At 64.9% G+C, this 17,863-nt stretch carries 13 protein-coding genes; 6 read left to right on the forward strand and 7 right to left on the reverse strand.

Annotation, left to right across the window (positions count from 1 at the left end):
* Positions 1 to 35: 35 nt before the first annotated feature.
* Together hslU and hslV are read right to left on the reverse strand one after the other, a co-directional pair.
* Positions 36 to 1,328: an ATP-dependent protease ATPase subunit HslU gene (hslU, locus tag FHT02_RS07010; protein WP_184085920.1), complete on the reverse strand. Its 1,293-nt coding sequence runs from the start codon at positions 1,326 to 1,328 to the stop codon at positions 36 to 38.
* Positions 1,329 to 1,397: 69 nt separating this feature from the next.
* Positions 1,398 to 1,952: an ATP-dependent protease subunit HslV gene (gene hslV / locus FHT02_RS07015; RefSeq protein WP_184085922.1), complete on the reverse strand. Its 555-nt coding sequence runs from the start codon at positions 1,950 to 1,952 to the stop codon at positions 1,398 to 1,400.
* A gap of 146 nt (positions 1,953 to 2,098) precedes the next feature.
* Between hslV and FHT02_RS07020 the strand changes: the two genes are divergently transcribed.
* Both FHT02_RS07020 and FHT02_RS07025 read left to right on the forward strand, forming a co-directional pair.
* Positions 2,099 to 3,325 carry a threonine synthase gene (locus tag FHT02_RS07020; protein ID WP_184085924.1) on the forward strand — a complete coding sequence of 409 codons (1,227 nt, stop codon included), beginning with the start codon at positions 2,099 to 2,101 and terminating at the stop codon, positions 3,323 to 3,325.
* Between the two features lie 116 nt (positions 3,326 to 3,441).
* The gene (locus tag FHT02_RS07025; RefSeq protein WP_221239340.1) at positions 3,442 to 3,675 is read left to right on the forward strand and encodes a KTSC domain-containing protein; all 234 of its coding nucleotides are present in this window, start codon (positions 3,442 to 3,444) and stop codon (positions 3,673 to 3,675) included.
* Positions 3,676 to 3,880: 205 nt separating this feature from the next.
* On the opposite strand, the gene FHT02_RS07030 is transcribed toward FHT02_RS07025, so the two are convergent.
* Together FHT02_RS07030 and FHT02_RS07035 are read right to left on the reverse strand one after the other, a co-directional pair.
* Entirely contained in the window at positions 3,881 to 6,133 is a 2,253-nt protein-coding gene (locus tag FHT02_RS07030) for a GGDEF domain-containing phosphodiesterase (RefSeq protein ID WP_184085926.1), read from the reverse strand.
* A gap of 111 nt (positions 6,134 to 6,244) precedes the next feature.
* The gene (locus FHT02_RS07035; protein WP_184085928.1) at positions 6,245 to 8,221 is read right to left on the reverse strand and encodes a FecR domain-containing protein; all 1,977 of its coding nucleotides are present in this window, start codon (positions 8,219 to 8,221) and stop codon (positions 6,245 to 6,247) included.
* Positions 8,222 to 8,527: 306 nt separating this feature from the next.
* Between FHT02_RS07035 and FHT02_RS07040 the strand changes: the two genes are divergently transcribed.
* Entirely contained in the window at positions 8,528 to 9,994 is a 1,467-nt protein-coding gene (locus FHT02_RS07040; protein ID WP_184085930.1) for a ShlB/FhaC/HecB family hemolysin secretion/activation protein, read from the forward strand.
* 9 nt (positions 9,995 to 10,003) lie between these two features.
* On the opposite strand, the gene FHT02_RS07045 is transcribed toward FHT02_RS07040, so the two are convergent.
* A complete protein-coding gene (locus FHT02_RS07045; protein WP_425506416.1) occupies positions 10,004 to 11,263 on the reverse strand; it encodes an MFS transporter in 1,260 nt (419 codons plus the stop codon).
* A gap of 191 nt (positions 11,264 to 11,454) precedes the next feature.
* Complete coding sequence (locus FHT02_RS07050; RefSeq protein ID WP_184085932.1) at positions 11,455 to 12,624, reverse strand: glycosyltransferase family 4 protein; 1,170 nt, start codon at positions 12,622 to 12,624, stop codon at positions 11,455 to 11,457.
* A gap of 285 nt (positions 12,625 to 12,909) precedes the next feature.
* Between FHT02_RS07050 and radA the strand changes: the two genes are divergently transcribed.
* From radA to FHT02_RS07065, 3 genes are all read left to right on the forward strand, one after another.
* A complete protein-coding gene (radA, locus tag FHT02_RS07055) occupies positions 12,910 to 14,277 on the forward strand; it encodes a DNA repair protein RadA (protein ID WP_184085934.1) in 1,368 nt (455 codons plus the stop codon).
* Positions 14,278 to 14,407: 130 nt separating this feature from the next.
* On the forward strand, positions 14,408 to 15,385 hold the full coding sequence (trhO, locus tag FHT02_RS07060) for an oxygen-dependent tRNA uridine(34) hydroxylase TrhO (protein ID WP_184086283.1): 978 nt from the start codon (positions 14,408 to 14,410) through the stop codon (positions 15,383 to 15,385).
* Positions 15,369 to 16,103, forward strand: a complete 735-nt coding sequence (locus FHT02_RS07065; protein ID WP_184085936.1) for a glutathione S-transferase — start codon at positions 15,369 to 15,371, stop codon at positions 16,101 to 16,103. Before trhO ends, FHT02_RS07065 begins: the two co-directional genes overlap by 17 nt.
* On the opposite strand, the gene FHT02_RS07070 is transcribed toward FHT02_RS07065, so the two are convergent.
* The gene (locus tag FHT02_RS07070; RefSeq protein WP_343056855.1) at positions 16,077 to 17,849 is read right to left on the reverse strand and encodes a M14 family metallopeptidase; all 1,773 of its coding nucleotides are present in this window, start codon (positions 17,847 to 17,849) and stop codon (positions 16,077 to 16,079) included. The genes FHT02_RS07065 and FHT02_RS07070 overlap by 27 nt on opposite strands.
* Between the last annotated feature and the right edge of the window lie 14 nt (positions 17,850 to 17,863).

Consider the following 17,863-nt stretch of genomic DNA (forward strand, 5'->3'; position numbering starts at 1 on the left):
GGGCTTCCCGATCCGCTCGGGAAGCCCTTGCCGCATCAAAGCACGTAGCGGCTGAGATCGGTGTTGCGCGCCACACTGGACAGCTGCTTGTCAACATAGGCCGCGTCGATCAGCAGCGTTTGGCCCGAGCGATCCTCGGCATCGAAGCTGACTTCCTCCAGCAGCTTTTCCATCACTGTCGACAAGCGGCGCGCGCCGATATTCTCCACCTCGCCATTCACTTCGGCAGCGATCTTGGCGACCGCGCGGATGCCGTCCTGAGTGAAGTCGATGCTGACGCCCTCGGTCCCCAGCAGCGCGGCATATTGCTGCACCAGGCTCGCCTTGGTGTCAGAGAGGATCGCGACGAAATCCTCCTCGGTCAGCGCCTTCAGCTCGACGCGAATGGGCAAGCGGCCCTGGAGCTCGGGCAACAGATCCGACGGCTTGGCGACGTGGAACGCGCCGCTGGCAATGAAGAGGATATGATCGGTCTTCATCGGCCCGTACTTGGTTGCAACGGTCGTGCCCTCGATCAGCGGAAGCAAGTCGCGCTGCACGCCTTCGCGGCTCACCGATCCGCCGCGCACGTCCGACACCGCGATCTTGTCGATCTCGTCTAGGAAGACGATCCCGTTTGCCTCGGCGTCCGCCAGCGCGACTCGGCTGACCTCGTCCTGATCGAGCCGCTTGTCGGCTTCTTCCTCCACCAGCTTGTCCCATGCGCTGCGCACATTGAGCTTGCGGCGCTTGAGCGGGGTACCCGCCAGCCCCTTCATCATCTCGCTCAGGTTGATCATCTGCGGCGCGCCACCGGGCACATCGAACGGCATGGTCGGCGCTTGCTCGACTTCAATCTCGATCTCGGTATTGTCGAGGACGCCGTCATGGAAGCGCTGCTTGAACGCCTCGCGCGTCGCGGTGCTCGCATCCTTGCCGGTCAGCGCGTCGAGCAGGCGGTTCATCGCCGCCTCCTCGGCCTTGTCCTTCACCGCGGAGCGGCGGCGCTCCTTTTCCAGCCGGATCGCTTCCTCGACCAGGTCGCGGGCGATCTGCTCGACGTCGCGGCCGACATAGCCGACCTCCGTGAACTTGGTGGCTTCCACTTTCACGAACGGCGCGTCGGCCAGTTTGGCGAGACGCCGGCTGATCTCGGTCTTTCCGCAGCCGGTCGGCCCAATCATCAGGATGTTCTTGGGCGTGACCTCATCGCGCAGATCGGCGGAAAGCTGCTGACGGCGCCAGCGGTTGCGCAGTGCAACCGCCACTGCCTTTTTGGCATCACGCTGGCCGATGATGTGGCTGTCGAGGGCGGCGACGATCGTCTTGGGGGTGAGGTTCTGGTTCATGGATTCTCTTGAACAGCCGGTGGTCCCGGCAGGTGAAGTTGAGAAAGTTGTCGTTTTCGCTGGACCCGCTTAGTTCGCGCTGTCGAGCGTCTCCACGGTCAACCGGTCGTTGGTATAGACACACAGCTCGCCGGCGATCTTCATCGCCTGGCGCGCGATCTTTTCAGCGTCGCTTTCATAGTCGACCAGTGCCCGGGCCGCGGCGAGCGCGAAGTTGCCACCCGATCCAATCGCGGCGACGCCGCCTTCGGGCTCCAGCACATCGCCATTGCCGGTGACCACCAGCGTTACGTCCTTGTCGGCGACGATCAGCATCGCCTCCAGATTGCGCAGATACTTATCGGTCCGCCAATCCTTGGCGAGTTCCACCGCCGCACGCAGCAGCTGCCCCTGGTGCCGCTCGAGCTTGCTTTCCAACCGCTCGAACAGCGTGAATGCATCCGCCGTCGCGCCTGCGAAACCGGCGATGACTTTGCCATCGCCCAGCGGCCGCACCTTTCGCGCATTGGGCTTCATGACGGTGTTGCCCGCCGAGACCTGGCCATCGCCCGCAATCACTACCTTGCCCGATTTGCGCACGGAGAGAATGGTCGTGCCGTGCCATGCGTTGTTCTTGTCGCTCATAGGCCGGCGCATATGGGGAGCGTATCCCAGTCGCGCAAACGGGCATGCCCGCGGCAAAGGTCAGGCTATTGCACAGTCAAGGAAAAACCTCGCGCCAGCAGCCCACTGGGCGGTATGGCTGGAGCGATCCTTGCTGCGGAGCCACCATGCGCCACGACGCCAATCTCACCACTGACCGGCCGACCTTCGTCACGCATCTGGAATGCTCGATGACCGGCGAGCGCTACGAGGCCGACCAGCTGCACGGCCTGTCGCGCGCCGGGCGCCCGCTGCTGGTACGCTACGATCTGGAAGGCGTGAAGGCGGCGCTTACGCCGGAAGCGCTGGCGCAGCGTCCCGCCGACCTGTGGCGCTATCGCGAGCTATTGCCGGTCCGCCAGACAACGAACATCGTCAGCTTGGGCGAGACTGCCACGCCCATCGTTCCGCTGGAGAAGGAAACCGGCAATGTCTGGGTCAAGGACGAGGGTCGGCTGCCCACGGGATCGTTCAAGGCGCGCGGGCTGGTGATGGCGGTCGCGATGGCCAAGGAACTCGGCGTCACCACCATCGCCATGCCGACCAACGGCAACGCCGGCGCCGCCGCTGCAGCCTATGCCGCACGCGCGGGCATCGAGGCGGTGATCTTCTGCCCCGCCGACACGCCCGACATCAACGTGCGCGAGATCGCGGCACAGGGCGCGCGCGTCTACCGCGTCAACGGCCTGATCGACGATTGCGGCAAGATCGTCGGTCAAAGCAAGGACACGCGCGGGTGGTTCGATCTGTCAACCTTGAAGGAACCATATAGGATCGAAGGCAAGAAGACGATGGGACTGGAGCTCGCTGAGCAATTCGGCTGGGAACTGCCCGACGCGATCTTCTACCCCACTGGCGGCGGCACTGGCCTGATCGGCATGTGGAAGGCGTTCGACGAGATGGAGGCGCTTGGCTGGATCGGCGCCAAGCGCCCGCGCATGTACGCGGTGCAGGCGGAGGGCTGCGCCCCCATCGTCCGCGCCTTTGAAGCGGGCGAGCGCCACGCCACCCGCTGGGAGGATGCACACACCGTTGCCGCCGGCATACGCGTGCCCCAGGCGGTGGGCGACTTCCTGATCCTCGACGCCGTGCGGGCGAGCGGCGGCAAGGCGCTGGCCGTCAGCGACGCGGCCCTGGTCAAGGCAGTGGACGACGCCGCGCGCAAGGACGGGCTGCTGATGTGTCCGGAAGGCGGCGCGACCCTGGCGGCGTACCGCGACGCACTGGCCGGCGGGCTGGTCGACGCCGAGGAACGCGTGGTGCTGTTCAACTGCGCAACCGGCCTTAAATACCCGCTGAGCGACCAGTCCAAGTATCTCGACCGCCACCAGCCGATTGACTGGGGTGAGCTGTAAGGCTTCTAGATTCTCCCTCGCAAAGGGAGGACAAGGCACGACTCGCCTCGCCCCGGGATCGACTCGCACCGGCGCAGCCCTTGGAACACCTGAGTCCCCCGCCCGCTCAGCCCAACATGCGTCCCAAGCGCCTCAACTCTTCGATCATCGACCGCGTAGTCTTCGACGACGACGCGCAGACGTTGCTGATCTCGTTCAAGCAGTCGGGCCGCTACCTGTATTCGGGCGTACCCCGGGCCATTTACGATGCGCTCGGAAAGGCGGCCTCTGCCGGCACGTACTTCAACCAGTGCATCAAGGGCCAGTTTCCCTGCCGGCCCGAACGGCGGCGGCATCGCCCGGGCGGGTAGCGCTGGGCCGAGACCGGCATCCCTTTCGCAGGCATGCAGCGATACGGTCGTCTTGCCCCGTACTCGCCGTGGAGCGAGAAGCCTCGCGCGAAAAGCGGTCAAGACCTAAACTCGCGTGGTACGGTGCAACAGCTCAGGCTCGTTCGCGCCGCGATATTACCTAGCGCCCGGCGCCGAGTTTACCGCCAGACCCGCTTGCGCCCTCCTAGGCGGCAAGTGGATACGTCCTGCCGAGCAAAGGTTGCAGCTCCATGGCCGAGACTGGTTTGCTGATCAGGTAACCTTGGGCCAAATCGCAGCCGATCGCGCGCAGGAAGTCTAGACAGGCCTGTTCTTCCACGCCCTCCGCTACGACCTTCAGCCCCAGCTCGTGCGCAAGATCGATAGTTGACCGCACCAACGCGCCGTCGCCGCGATTCTGGTGTGCGAATTGAACGAAGCTTCGGTCAATCTTCAATTCGTTGAGCGGCAGTTGCTTCAGGTAGCTCAAGGTGGACTGGCCGGTGCCATAATCGTCCATCGATATGCCGATGCCCAGATTCCGGAACGACTGAAGCGCGGCAGACGCGCCTGCAGGATCACCCATCGCGGCGGACTCCGTCACTTCAAAGGTGAGCAAAGCGGGTGAGATCCCACTATTTTCCACCACTTCGCGCAGATCGGCGATGAAGGGTGCCGAATTGAGCAGCTTGGCTGAGATGTTCACGGCGCCGGTGAGCTGCCGGCCGGAGGATTGCCAGTTCAGCAAGTCTGTGATTGTCTGCCCGACGACATGCAACGTCAATCCGGCAATCCGGTCGTTGCGCTCGGCTAGCGGTATGAACAGGTCGGGGCGCAGAAATCCGCGCGTGCCATGATTCCAGCGTACCAGTGCCTCAACGCTCGAGATGTGGCCGGTCTTCAGATCCAGCTTGGGCTGGTACAGCACCTGGATCTCGCCCTTGCCGAGTGCTTCGTCCAATTCGCCGAGAAGCGACAACTCGCGGTCGACTGTGTCTTCTTCCTCTAACTGGTGCACATGCCAGGCGCGCCCTTCCGCGAGCGCGCGGGCAGCCGCCAGCGCCGCCTGCGCTACGGCACGTTCGCCGCCTTCACCAACACGCTCCACGGCGTAACCAAATGCGAGCGAAACGTCGACCCGGCGCCCAGCGACCTCGACGGGGCTGAGCATCAGAGCGCGGAGGCTGATTAGCTGTGGGTCGAGTGCATCATCATTCGCGATCCGCCAGGCGAACACTCGATCCTCGATGCGGAAAACAGCGACACCCCCACAGGCCAGCGCGACACGGTCGCGCACCCGCCGGATCAGCTCGGCGGTCGCGGTTTCGCCGAGACCCGCCGCCAGTTTTTCGAATTCAGCGATTCTTGCCGCCACGACGCCGGCTGCATGATCTCGGCGCATCGCCTGGCGTAGGGCCACTCGGTTGGGGAGCCCTGTCTGGCTGTCCAACGCGCGCTTGCGCCGCGCCGCATCAAGCCACCGCATGGCGAACGCTGTGGTGGTTACGAGCGCAAGGCAGCTAAGCGCCGGGCTCAACAGAAACAGCCAGTGGACAACAGCATCCGCCGCTACGGCCGCCGTAAACAGGCTGAGCGGTGCCGCGACGCTGGCCGCCAGCAGCCCGGCACGGCTGCTCGCTATGAGGATAGGCCAAGCGAGGAGAAGGGCCAGCAATAGCGGCAACACCCAGCCGGCATCCACCGGAAGACCTTGCGCCAAGGTCTCCGCGGCGAGGGCTTGGATTACCACCCCGGGCAGGACGCCATGGCCAGGGACGGCATAACGGTCGCCCAATTCGACGGCGGTCGCGCCAATCAGCACGTCCTTGCCGGCAAACACCGTTGGATCGAACCTGCCATCACGGATCTCGAGAAAGCTGTGGCGGGGAATGGTGTCAGGATCGATCGCATAGTCGATTTCGAAATCGCCACCCGCAGTGCCTTGCACGCCGGCGACCATGGCAGCCACGGAAGGCCGGGGTACGCCTTCGGTCACGATGCCGACTGGCGCGCGCCGGACTTGGCCATCGAAATCCGCCCGGATGTTGACCGCGGCAAGATTGGCATGGGCGCGCAATACGGGGATCGGCAGAGAGTCTGTCCACCCATCCTTGCCGCCGCCTGCTGCCTGGCCGAACGTCGGCAGGATGACCTTGCCCCCTGCCCGTTGCAGCGCCCGTGCAAGTGCCACGTCCTCTTCAGGCGCGGAACGCGCGGACAAATCGACGTCGAAGGCGATAGAGGCCGCGCCGGCTTCACGAAGCCGGTCGACTATCTGTGCATAGTTGCTGCGGGGCCACGGCCAGCGATCGATTGCGGCGATGCTGCGGGCATCAATCTCGACGATGTGCAATTGCCCGCTTGCCGGATGCATGCGGAGCGCGAAGTCGAGCCCGCGCAAGGCGCGGTCGACCCCGGCTCCGGAACCTGAAGCGCCAATCGCTATCGCCAGAAGCATGCTGATGGACAAAGCGGCAAGCCGCCAACGCGCGAGAAAAGTCATTTAGCGCCCCCGATCGCGCCTGATCTTTAGCTGCAGGAGCCTAACAGCAGGTCAACGGCCAGAATGTCAGTCCTTGGCCGCCTTACCGTTGCCGTTGCCCGGCTTGTCGTTGCCCGTGCCGTTGCCGTTCCCGTTACCGGGATTGTCGTTACCCGTGCCGTTGCCATTCCCATTGCCGGGATTGTCGCTGCCCGCGCCGTTGCCGTTCCCATTGCCGGGATTGTCGCTGCCCGCGCCGTTGCCGTTCCCATTGCCAGGATTGTCGTTGCCAGCACCGTTGCCATTCCCATTGCCGGGATTGTCACTGCCCGCGCCGTTGCCGTTCCCATTGCCGGGATTGTCGTTGCCCGTGCCGTTGCCGTTCCCATTGCCGGGATTGTCGCTGCCCGCGCCGTTGCCGTTCCCATTGCCAGGATTGTCGTTGCCAGCGCCGTTGCCGTTCCCATTGCCGGGATTGTCACTGCCCGCGCCGTTGCCGTTCCCATTGCCGGGATTGTCGTTGCCAGCGCCGTTGCCGTTCCCATTGCCGGGATTGTCGCTGCCCGCGCCGTTGCCATTCCCATTGCCGGGATTGTCGTTGCCAGCGCCGTTGCCGTTCCCATCGCCGGGGTGGTCGTTGCCAGCACCGTTGCCGTTCCCGTTGCCGGGATTGTCGTTGCCAGCACCGTTGCCGTTCCCATTGCCGGGATTGTCGCTGCCCGTGCCGTTGCCGTTCCCATTGCCGGGATTGTCGCTGCCCGCGCCGTTGCCGTTCCCATTGCCGGGATTGTCGTTGCCAGCGCCGTTGCCATTCCCATTGCCGGGATTGTCGTTGCCAGCACCGTTGCCGTTCCCATTGCCGGGATTGTCGTTGCCCGTGCCGTTGCCATTCCCATTGCCGGGATTGTCGTTGCCAGCGCCGTTGCCGTTCCCATTGCCGGGATTGTCACTGCCCGCGCCGTTGCCGTTCCCATTGCCGGGATTGTCGTTACCCGCGCCGGTGCCGGGCTTTTCAACAGGTGGTTTCGCATCAGGAGTTGGCTTGGACGGAGCGGACGGAGCGTCGGAGCCGTTTCCGTTACCCGCCCCAGGGCCAGCCGATGTGGCGGGATCACCAGTTCCGGACCCAAGACCCACTTCGTTGCTAGGCTTGATCGGATCAACGCCCACCGCTTCTCCCGTGACTCCGCTTCCGCGGCCCAAGTCGGCGCGAACCACAGCAGCGTTCACGCTCGCCACCTGGATGTCGCTGGCGCCGCTCACCAGGCCGTCGGTCATCCTGCCGAGGTCGACGGGCTTGGCCGTAATTGCCTGGGTGATCATTTGCGTGGTGAACAACTCCGCATCCGTCATGCCGGTGGGAGTGGACGAAGCACCCTCTGGCGCTGCGGCCTCGGCTGGGGCCGCGTCGGGCGCCTCACCGTCACCAGCCGGGCCGGACGATGGCGAAGGAGCTTCCGTCGCAGCCGGAGGCATGCTCCGGTGCGGGGAATCGATGGTGCGCGTGCCTTGCCCTTGCACCGTCAGCCGATATCGATCGGCGGCGGTGATGGTCGCCAGAATGCCTGGCCGGATCAACTCGCGCGCGCCGCCATCGATCGTGGAGGTCTCCACCGCCCCTTCAAGCACCTGCAACGACGCGCCTTCGCTAGAGACCGTAATCGAGAAGGTCGTGCCCTTCACTACGGCCGCCAGATAGGGCGTCTGCACGCCGAAATGCGGGTTCGGCTTCTTCTCGATCTGGAAGATGGCGTTTCCCCACTCCTGGAGCACTTCGAACATACCGCGCTTCTGGGCCGGCAGGGGAATGCGGATCCGGCTGTTGGCGGAGACGGTGATGAAGTCCTTGCCGCGAACCACCACTGCGCGCCCGCCAGGTCCGGTGGAAAGCGTCGCACCTGCCGCGACCACTCCGCCTCGTCCTACCGCGTGATCGCCTGCAGCGTCGCGAACGGTGACCCTGCCCGCGACTTCGCTGACGGTCCAGTTCGCCGACTGTGCATATGCAATCGGCGAGGACGCGAACAGCAGTGCTGCGGCAAGCAGCTTCAGAAGCCGTGACACTGGCAAACCCCCAAATGTGGAGGATGGAAACTATCCGCGATGCCTTTCAACCGCGTTTGCACGCGTAGTTAACATGGGCGCTATTTGACGATTTCGTAATAGCTTAGCTTTAGCTCCCCACGAGTGATGCGGACCACCGGTACAGTTGCGGCACTTTCAATGGGCGGAGCCATGCTCTGTGGAGCCGCGCATGCTCAAACCGCACTGGATCGCGTAGCACCTGCCACGTTGCGCCCCTCCGAGGAGCCAGAGCTGACAGCGCCCAAGCCGCGCGTTGCGATCGATGTGGCAGCGCCCAGCAGCAGGGTGGCCAGCGGCGCCGCGATCTTTGCTGGCGCGATCAGCATCGCAGGCCTTCAGGCGCTTTCGCCCGCCGATTTCGCGGACCTCATCGCCGAGCAGATCGGCAAGACGCTGGCGACGGACCAACTCGCGTCGCTCGCCAGTTCCATCGCCGATCGAGCACGTTCGCGCGGATACGCGTTCGCATCTGCATGGATCGGACCGCAGCGGCTCTCCAACGGCGTTCTCACCGTCAGCATCGATGAGGGCCGGGTGGATGCGATACGCTTCGACGGGCCCGAACAGCCGGCCGTGCGCCGCGCACTTGCAGCGCTGATCAACGGCAAGCCTGCTCGTCTGGGCGATGTCGAGCGCAGGCTGCTTATCGCTGGCGACGTGGACGGCGTGCGCATCCGCAAGACGCAGTTCCTGCGGGAGCATGGCAAGGGCGTCCTGCTGGTGCGGGTGACACAGGACAAGCTCGCTGCGCGCGTTGCCTTGTCCAACGAAGGCACCAAGCCGATCGGCCCCGAGCAGCTTCGTCTCGACGTAGACATGAACGCGCTGTTCTCCTCGGACGACGCCTTCACCGTCACCTATTCGACGACACCCGCGGAACCCAGCGAGCTTCAATATGGTCGGCTACGCTACGCCAACCGGGTAAGTGCGGACGGCACTGAAGTTGCGCTGGTGGCGTCGGGCTCGGCTGCTAAGCCGGGTGCTTATCTAGAGCCGCTAGATCTGGAGAGCCGCAGCTGGTTTGTGGGTGCCGAACTGCTGCACCCGCTATGGCGCCGCCGCGATGCCAGTCTGTGGCTGCAGGCCGAACTGGGCGTACGCGACTTGCAGCAATGGCGCAGGTCCGTGCGCATCCGGCACGACCGGATCGCGACTGCGCGCGTATCGCTGTACGGCTATAGTGACCTTGCGGGCGGTCGGCTCCGGGTCAGCACAACATTGTCTCAGGGGTTCGGCATCTTCGGGGCCACCAGGCTCGCGGATCCGCTCGCCTCACGATACGATGCCGATGCGACATTCACGGCGCTTAGCGCGTGGAGCGAGTGGAGCACCGAACTCGGCGGGCAATTCAGCCTCCGTTTGGCAGCCCAGAGTCAGCTAGCGTCGCAGCCGCTGTTGATTACCGAGGAAACCGGGCTAGGCGGCACAGGGTTTCTGCGGGGTTATGATTGGAGCGAGCGCAGCGGCGACCAGGGTGTGATGGGGCTTGCCGAACTGCGTTACCTTTGGAACCAGCCGTTCGGAATGTTCCGCCGAGCGCAGCTCTACGTCTTCCTGGATGGGGGACAGGTCGGCAACTTGGCCAATGGCTTCGGCAGCGGCGAGCTCGCATCAACCGGAGGAGGCGTACGCACTGACTTTACCGCCAACATGGGCGCGAACCTTGAAGTTGCAGTTCCACTCACCGGCGCGCGGTACGATACCGACGATGAAACGCCGAAGCTCAATCTCCGGCTGATCCGATCATTCTAGAGTCATTATCTATGAAGTTCGCAGGAGATCGGTCTTGCGCTGACTCGTGCCATCCTGGCGCCGGTTCAGGCGGCGGGCGCTGAGCAGGGCCAAGGCCCAGACGAGCAGGCCGCCAAGGGCCAGCCCCGATCCGACATAGCCCGTCGAGGTCCAGCCCCAGCCTGCCGCGATCGCCAAGCCCCCGAGCCAGGGGCCGAGCGCATTGGCGGTGTTGAAGGCCGAGTGATTGAGCGCGGCGGCAAGGGCCTGGGCTTCGCCGGCCACGTCCATCAGCCGGGTCTGGAGTACGGGCCCCAGCGCGCCGCCAAAGCCGATCGCGAAAATGTCTAGGCACAGCAGCCAGAAATTGCCGGCCGAGAGCGGGTAAAGCGCCAAAGCGATGGCGCTGCCGATCAGCAGCACGGCTGCGGTCGGCATCAGCGCGCGGTCGGCATAGCGCGGGGCGATGATGTTACCGGCAGTCATGCCGGCTCCGAAGACGCCGAGCGCGATCGGGATCATGCCGGCAGAAACGCGAGTTACTTCGAGCAGGGTCGAGGCGACGTATGTGTAGACGCAGAACATGCCGCCAAAGCCAATCGCGCCGATGCCGAGCGTCAACCAGACCTGCCCATTGCCGAGCGCGCCGAGCTCACGCAGCGGGCTGCCGGAGCGGTCCGGCTTGTCGGCAGGAGCGAGGAAATAGACCAGCACCATGGTGAGCAGCGCAAGCACCGCCACGAGCCCGAACCCCCAGCGCCAGCCGATCGCCTGACCCATCCAGTTCGCCATCGGCACGCCGATCACGGTCGCAACCGTAAGGCCGAGCAGTACCCTGCCGACCGCTTGAGAACGCTTGTCGGTGGGGACCAGCGAGGCCGCCACCAGCGAGGCGATACCGAAATAGGCGCCGTGCGGCAGGCCGCTGAGAAAGCGGAACAGCAGCATCCATTCGTAATTGGAAGCGAGTGCGCTCAGGCCGTTGAACACCCCGAACATCGCCATTAGCAGGATCAGCAGGGTTCGACGGGCTAGTTTCGCCGAAAGCACCGCGAGCACCGGGGCGCCGACCACCACGCCCAGGGCATAGGCACTGATGACGTGCCCTGCGGTCGGCTCGTCGATGCTGAGGCCCGACGCGAAATAGGGCAACAGGCTCATGGTCGCGAATTCGGTGGTGCCGATCGCAAAGCCGCCCATCGCCAGCGCGAAGTGAACCAGGCCGGGATGCCGGCTTGCCGGTGGAGCGGCAAGGGTGCTGGAATCGCGGGCGCTGGTCAGGTCGGGCATGCGCCGCAGGTGGCGATGCTGCAATGCAGCGTCAACCCGGGCGCACTGATTGCACGTTATTGATAGCCGCCGTTTTCCTCGCGTTCCTCGGCGGCTTCTTCCTGCACCCGCTCCATCTCTTCGGACCGGTCGTCGGTAGCGGGCTCATCCTGGGGATCGTAGGTCATCGCGTTTCTCCGGCTTCTTGCCGGTCAACGAAGCGAGGCGGAGGAAGGCTCCCTGCCTTCCAGCATCTCCAGATAAGTGTCGAGCACGACCTGGTTGATGACCTCCCAGCGATATGCCTGCGCCTTGGCATGCCCCGCCTGTGCCTGGGCGCGGTGCAGCGCGGGCTCCTGCGCCAAGCGGGCAATGGCCTGAACATAGGCTTCGACCTCGCGCGGGGGCACAAGGAAGCCTGTGACGCCTTCATCAATCAGATCCACTGCGCCGGTCGCTCGGGCGGCGACCACGGGGACGCCAGCCGCCATCGCCTCCAGCGTGACGTTACCGAAGGTCTCCGTTATCGACGGGTTGAACAGCACGTCCATCGACGCCACCGCGCGGCCGAGATCATCGCCGCGTTGGAAGCCCGCAAAGGCGGCGTCGGGCACGCGCTCGGCGAACCAGTCGCGCGCGGGCCCGTCACCGATTACCAGCACCTTGTGCGGCACGCCGCGGGCACGAAGCGAGCGGCAGACATCGGCAAAGATATCGAGGCCTTTTTCGAGCACCAAGCGGCCGAGAAAGCCGACTGCGAATTCATCGTCCGCGATGCCAAGCGACCGGCGCCAGGCAAGGTCGCGGCGTTCGGGATTGAACCGATCGTGATCGACTCCGCGCGACCAGGTGCGGATCGGAGTGCTGACGCCCCACTTGCGCAGCAGATCGGCAGTAGACCGGCCCGGGGTCACCACCTGATCGACACGGTTATAGAAGCGAGTCAGCGCCTTGATCATCAACGGCGCAACAAAACCGATGCCGTAATATTGGGGATAGGTTTCGAACCGGGTGTGAAGCGAGGCGATGCTGGGGATGCCGCGCTCGCGCGCCCAGCTGACCGCGCGGTGCCCGAGCACTTCGGGCGCGGAGACATGAACGATATCGGGGGCAAAGGCTTCCAGGTCGCGCTTAGTGGCGGCAGGCAGGCGCCAAGCGAAGCGGTACTCGCTGCGCCCGCCTGGAACGGGCAAGGCCGGCACGCTGACCAATTCGCCGGTGGGAGCAAAGGCGGGCTTGTCTGTGGTGGGAGAATAGACCCGCAGCCTAACGCCCTGCGACAGCAGGTGGCCGGCGAGGAAGTTCAGCGCCTGGTTCGCGCCGTCGCGGACATAATTGTAATTGCCGCTGAAGAGCGCGACGCGAAGGTCGGTGGGCTGCATCGCGGCGGCTTAGCGGCGGGGCCGGGAGCGGGCAAGTTTGCCACGACGGTGCCCTATTCTACAATGAGGATAGAGGGATCAACGAGGCGCCGGGGGGTGCGGAATGGACATGACCGACTGGAGCGCCTGGGAGGGCGTATTGAATGACGTTACCGGGGTGCCGGCAAATGATAACGAGGCGGGCTTCGGCCGGGCGTGCCCGATGTTGAGGGCTGTAGGGCCAAGCTGAACGCTGGACCGGGCGAGACAATTGTTCTCTTCCTGTTCCCGTGTTAGTGCCGACATATGGCCAAGCCGAAGAAACGTTATGTCTGCCAATCCTGTGGATCGGTGACCTCGCAATGGGCCGGGCAATGCGGGGATTGCTCGGAATGGAACACCTTGCTGGAAGATGCCGGCGGCGTGGTGACGCCGTTTCAGGCACGGCACAACCTGCAATCGGGCGGGCGGGCTATCCAGCTGACCGGGCTCAACACCGCTATCGCGCTGCCGGACCGGATGGCGACGGGCATCGCCGAGCTGGACCGCGCGCTTGGTGGCGGGTTCGTCGAAGCGAGCGCCACGTTGATCGGCGGCGATCCGGGTATCGGTAAATCGACTTTGCTGCTCCAGGCGGCGGCCAAATTGGCGAAGGCGGGCCGGCAGGTCGCCTATGTTTCAGGCGAAGAGGCCTCCGACCAGGTTCGGCTGCGCGCGCGGCGGCTGGGATTGGGCGACGCGCCAGTGCAGCTCGCGGCGGCGACATCGGTACGCGACATCCTGACAACGCTGGGGCACGGCACGGCGCCGGATCTGCTGATCATCGATTCGATCCAGACGATGCATTCAGACCTGATCGAAGGCGCGCCGGGCACGGTCAGCCAGGTGCGGGCGAGTTCGGGCGAGTTGATCCGTTTCGCGAAGGAGCGCGGCACCGCGCTGGTGCTGGTCGGGCATGTAACCAAGGACGGGTCGATCGCCGGACCGCGCGTGCTCGAGCATATGGTCGACACGGTCTTGGCCTTCGAAGGCGAGCGCAGCCACCAGTACCGCATCCTGCGCGCGGTGAAGAACCGCTTCGGCGGAACCGACGAAATCGGCGTGTTCGCGATGCAGTCCGAAGGGCTGGAGGAAGTGTCGAACCCATCCTCCTTGTTCCTGACGCAGCGGGACGAGACCGTGACGGGCACCGTGGTGTTTCCGGCTTTGGAGGGTACGCGGCCGGTGCTGGTCGAGATCCAGGCCTTGGTGGTGCGGCTGGCCAGCGGGGCGACGCCAAGGCGGGCGGTGGTCGGTTGGGACAGTGGACGGCTGGCGATGATCCTGGCCGTGCTGGAGGCGCGGTGTGGCCTCAGCTTTTCGGCATGCGAAGTCTATCTGAACATCGCCGGGGGATATCGGGTGCAGGATCCCGCGGCCGATCTTGCCGTGGCAGCTGCGTTGGTGTCCGCACTGTCTGAGCGCCCGGTGCCGGTGGACGCAGTGCTGTTCGGCGAGGTCGCGCTGTCCGGAGAGGTACGCCCGGTGGCGCATGGCGCACTGCGCTGCCGCGAAGCCGCCAAACTGGGCTTCGGGCGAGCCTTGGCGCCTTCGTCTCAGCCCGAGGCGGGCGGATTGAAGGTTGCCGGCTTCCGCAATTTGGGTGCGCTGGTGGAACATCTGCTCGGCCGGTAAACGGTCCAGTGGGTAGCGGCAGCGCAATGCCAGCTTGCCTGAAGCACGCATGATCGTTCCAGCAGGATCATCCCGCCGCCGCGGCGTGGGCATGGCATTGGGTTGCCGCGGCGGTTATGGCGCGGTGGGTATGGACAACTCAGTTTCCGCATCGCCTTCGCCGCTGAGCGTGGCTGCTTTGTATCGGTTCACGCCGTTTGACGACTGTGCGAGCATCCAAGGGCCACTTGAGCGCCTATGCCGTGAGCAGGGTGTACGCGGAACGCTTCTGCTTGCGCATGAGGGGATCAACGGCACCATTGCCGGGCCTGCAGACGGGATAAGCGCCGTTCTGGCGCATATCCGCAGCCTGCCCGGCTGCGCGGAGCTGGACGTCAAGCTGTCCAGCGCGTCCGCCATGCCATTTCATCGAATGAAGGTGCGCCTGAAGCGCGAGATCGTCACGATGGGCGAACCGGACATCGAGCCGCGCGGCAGTGCCGGGACCTATGTCGCGCCACAGGAATGGAACGCGCTCATCGCCGATCCGGAAACCATCCTCATCGACACCCGCAATGACTATGAAGTCGCTATCGGCACCTTTCAAGGGGCGATCGATCCGAAGACGGCGACCTTCCGCGACTTCCCCGCCTGGTTCCGCAGCGAGCGCGAACGGCTGCTGGTTGCTGGTAAACAGCCAAAGGTCGCGATGTTCTGCACTGGTGGCATTCGCTGCGAGAAGTCGACTGCCTTTCTGAAGCAGGAAGGCGTGGAGAATGTCTTCCACCTGCAAGGCGGCATCCTGAAGTATCTGGAAACGGTGCCGCAGGACGCGAGCCTGTGGCGCGGCGAATGCTTCGTGTTCGACCAGCGTGTTGCGATCGGCCATGGCCTTGCTCAGGGCAGCCACACACTTTGCCACGCTTGTCGCCGTCCGCTCAACGAACAAGACCGAACGTCGCCGCTGTACGAAGCCGGCGTAAGTTGTGCGGCGTGCCACGGAGAGCGGACCGAGGCACAGCGTGCCTCCGCACGCGAGCGCCACCGTCAGGAGACGCTCGCCGCATCGCGAGGCCGATCGCATATCGGCGCGGTGCAGGCCGGTGAGGACGATGACTGCGCCTCCTGATCCCATCCTCTACAGCTTCCGCCGCTGTCCTTATGCGATGCGGGCGAGGCTCGCGATGGCAATCAGCGGCACACGCTGCGAACTGCGCGAAGTCGCACTTAGGTCTAAACCGGGGGCGATGCTGGCCGCATCGCCAAAGGGGACCGTTCCCGTGCTGGTCCTGCCCGACGGCGCAGTGATCGACGAGAGTTTGGACATCATGCGCTGGGCACTGGCGGCGCGGGATCCGGAACAATGGCTGGCACGCGACGATGCCGCGTTGATCGCCCTTACCGAAACGCGCTTCAAACCGGACCTGGACCGCTACAAATATCCGGAGCGCTACGCCGTCGACCCGCACGATTACCGTGAAGGAGGCGTGGCGTTCCTCCGCGAGATCGACGCGCGACTGGAGGCGGGAGGTCAGCTTTGCGGGCGGGCGCGTGGGTTGGCGGATGCCGCGATAATCCCGTTCGTACGGCAATTCGCGGCGGTGGACCAGGCGTGGTTCGACACATTGCCGCTGCCGCGTCTTCACGCCTGGCTGAGCGATCATCTCACATCCGACCTGTTCAACACGATCATGGTGCGCATGCGACCCTGGTCCCCAGGCGACGTGCCGACGTTCTTGCCAATGGGGAGGCCAGCGACACAAGGGAGCGGACCTGTTGGAGCAAGGCCGCGATCCGCCGCTCTCATCCTTGAAACGGCGTCAAAGCTCCCGGCCGATTGGATATAGAAGATAGCCATCGTCGCGATACGGCGAGTGGTCGAGTATCCAGGCAAGCCGCGCCTCGCCATCCTTCGCGAAGGCGGCGTCGCTGGCGAGCTTTGCCTCGAATGCCGCACGCAACCCCGGCGAGCGGGCCAGCATCGCCTCTGCCAGCGGGGCGCCCGCATAGCGCTCCATGCCTCCTGCACGTTGCAGCATGCCGGGAAAGAAGCCCCAGGCCAGAAAGGAGTCGGGCGCTTCAGCTTCAAGCAAGGCAGCGGCAAGCAAGCCCTTGGGCTGATCGTAGGGCACCCGCAACGATCCGGCGCGCATTGTCGCACGACGGCGCTCATGCCGCATCTTGGCCGACACCATCACGCGCCGCTCACTGACGGGACCAAGCGCCGGCTCCGCCAGCCGCACGAAATCCAGCTCCAAAGCTTGCGGCGTATCGACCCGTTCATAGCGGATGCCATGCAGGTCGAGCCGCTCGATGATGTCGGTAGAGTCGCTGGGAATCCACCACGCCTTGGGGAGGGTCACATGCGCAACGGGACGCTGACCGATCACCGGCACGCGCTGCGGTTCGGTGCGGGCGAGGTAGCGCACTTCCTCCTCGCCCGACGCCGGCGAGCGATAGCGCTCCAGCGCCACGCCAGCGAAGGTCACCCAATCCAGCGGAGTTTCGTCGCGCTCCCAGCGGACGGCCAACGTCTTCGGGCGCTCGGCCCGATCGGCATCGATCGCCGCACGTAGGGTCGCCCGATCTCGGGCCGCCTGGCGCAGCGCGCCCTCCATCATCGCGTAAGCGCCAAGCACACGCTGGCGATACGGCTTGAGGCAGTGCATTTCGACCAGCACCGTGGGCACGCGCGCGAAATCGCCATAGCCCGTGGAGTAGCGGGGCCCCTCGGCGGCCACGCGTAATCCGCGGCTCAGGTCGCGCTCATCAATGGCACTGGGATAGAAATGGGGATTGTGCCCGCTTTCGCGGATGAAGGCATCGACGCCCGTCTTGAATGATCCGTTCAGCCAGCCAGTGATCGCCCTTGACTGTACGTGCCGGCCCCAGCCAGCAAAGGTGTAGGTCACGTCATAGCCGTGATCGAACCCGTCCGAAACGTGCATGTCGACGTACAGGATCGGGTCAAGGCGATTCAACAGGCGCAACATCGCCTGCGTCTCGGGTGCGTCGGCCTTGGCATAGTCGCGGTTGAGGTTGATGTTCTGCGGAGTCGAGCGGATGCCCGGATTGCCTGGTCCACGTTGGTTGGGCCGGTTATAAGGACTGGTCCGCTCATGCCCGTCGGCATTGTAGATCGGCACGAACACCAGATCGATTTCCTCTAGCAGATCCGCCTTCCCGCGCAGCGCGATGTCGCGCAGCAGCATCAGCCCGGCGTCCTTGCCGTCGATCTCGCCCGAATGGATACCCGCCTGGATCAGCACCACCGGCTTCGGCGCGCCGCCCTTGCTTGCCCGAACGAAATACAAGTCGCGCCCCTCACCGGTGCGGCCGAACGTCTCCAGCGTCAGCAATGGCGATGCCGCCGCCAACCGTTCGAGCCAGGCACGCGTCTCGGCATAGCTTGGCGTCTCGGCGAAGCCATCTCGCTCGGCGGGCGTGATCCAAGGGTCGTTTGGCGCGGCAATCCACCCTTCGCTCGCACCAGACCAGGGCAGCACCGGCGGCAGGACGGCCCGCTGCTGCGCAGACGCGGCCAGGGGCGTGCCGAGCGCGAGCACGAACGGAGCCAGACGGAACGGATTCACGGAACCTCCTTGGA

The sequence above is a fragment of the Sphingomonas xinjiangensis genome (genome assembly GCF_014199255.1).
In the GTDB taxonomy this organism is placed as follows: domain Bacteria; phylum Pseudomonadota; class Alphaproteobacteria; order Sphingomonadales; family Sphingomonadaceae; genus Sphingomonas; species Sphingomonas xinjiangensis.

What these genes read in the sequence shown, in the direction of transcription:
- hslU (WP_184085920.1), bottom strand. Translation starts at nt 1,328, where the DNA reads ATGAACCAGAACCTCACCCCCAAGACGATCGTCGCCGCCCTCGACAGC.
- hslV (WP_184085922.1), bottom strand. Translation starts at nt 1,952, where the DNA reads ATGAGCGACAAGAACAACGCATGGCACGGCACGACCATTCTCTCCGTG.
- FHT02_RS07020 (WP_184085924.1), top strand. Translation starts at nt 2,099, where the DNA reads ATGCGCCACGACGCCAATCTCACCACTGACCGGCCGACCTTCGTCACG.
- FHT02_RS07025 (WP_221239340.1), top strand. Translation starts at nt 3,442, where the DNA reads ATGCGTCCCAAGCGCCTCAACTCTTCGATCATCGACCGCGTAGTCTTC.
- FHT02_RS07030 (WP_184085926.1), bottom strand. Translation starts at nt 6,133, where the DNA reads ATGCTTCTGGCGATAGCGATTGGCGCTTCAGGTTCCGGAGCCGGGGTC.
- FHT02_RS07045 (WP_425506416.1), bottom strand. Translation starts at nt 11,263, where the DNA reads ATGCCCGACCTGACCAGCGCCCGCGATTCCAGCACCCTTGCCGCTCCA.
- FHT02_RS07050 (WP_184085932.1), bottom strand. Translation starts at nt 12,624, where the DNA reads ATGCAGCCCACCGACCTTCGCGTCGCGCTCTTCAGCGGCAATTACAAT.
- radA (WP_184085934.1), top strand. Translation starts at nt 12,910, where the DNA reads ATGGCCAAGCCGAAGAAACGTTATGTCTGCCAATCCTGTGGATCGGTG.
- trhO (WP_184086283.1), top strand. Translation starts at nt 14,408, where the DNA reads ATGGACAACTCAGTTTCCGCATCGCCTTCGCCGCTGAGCGTGGCTGCT.
- FHT02_RS07065 (WP_184085936.1), top strand. Translation starts at nt 15,369, where the DNA reads ATGACTGCGCCTCCTGATCCCATCCTCTACAGCTTCCGCCGCTGTCCT.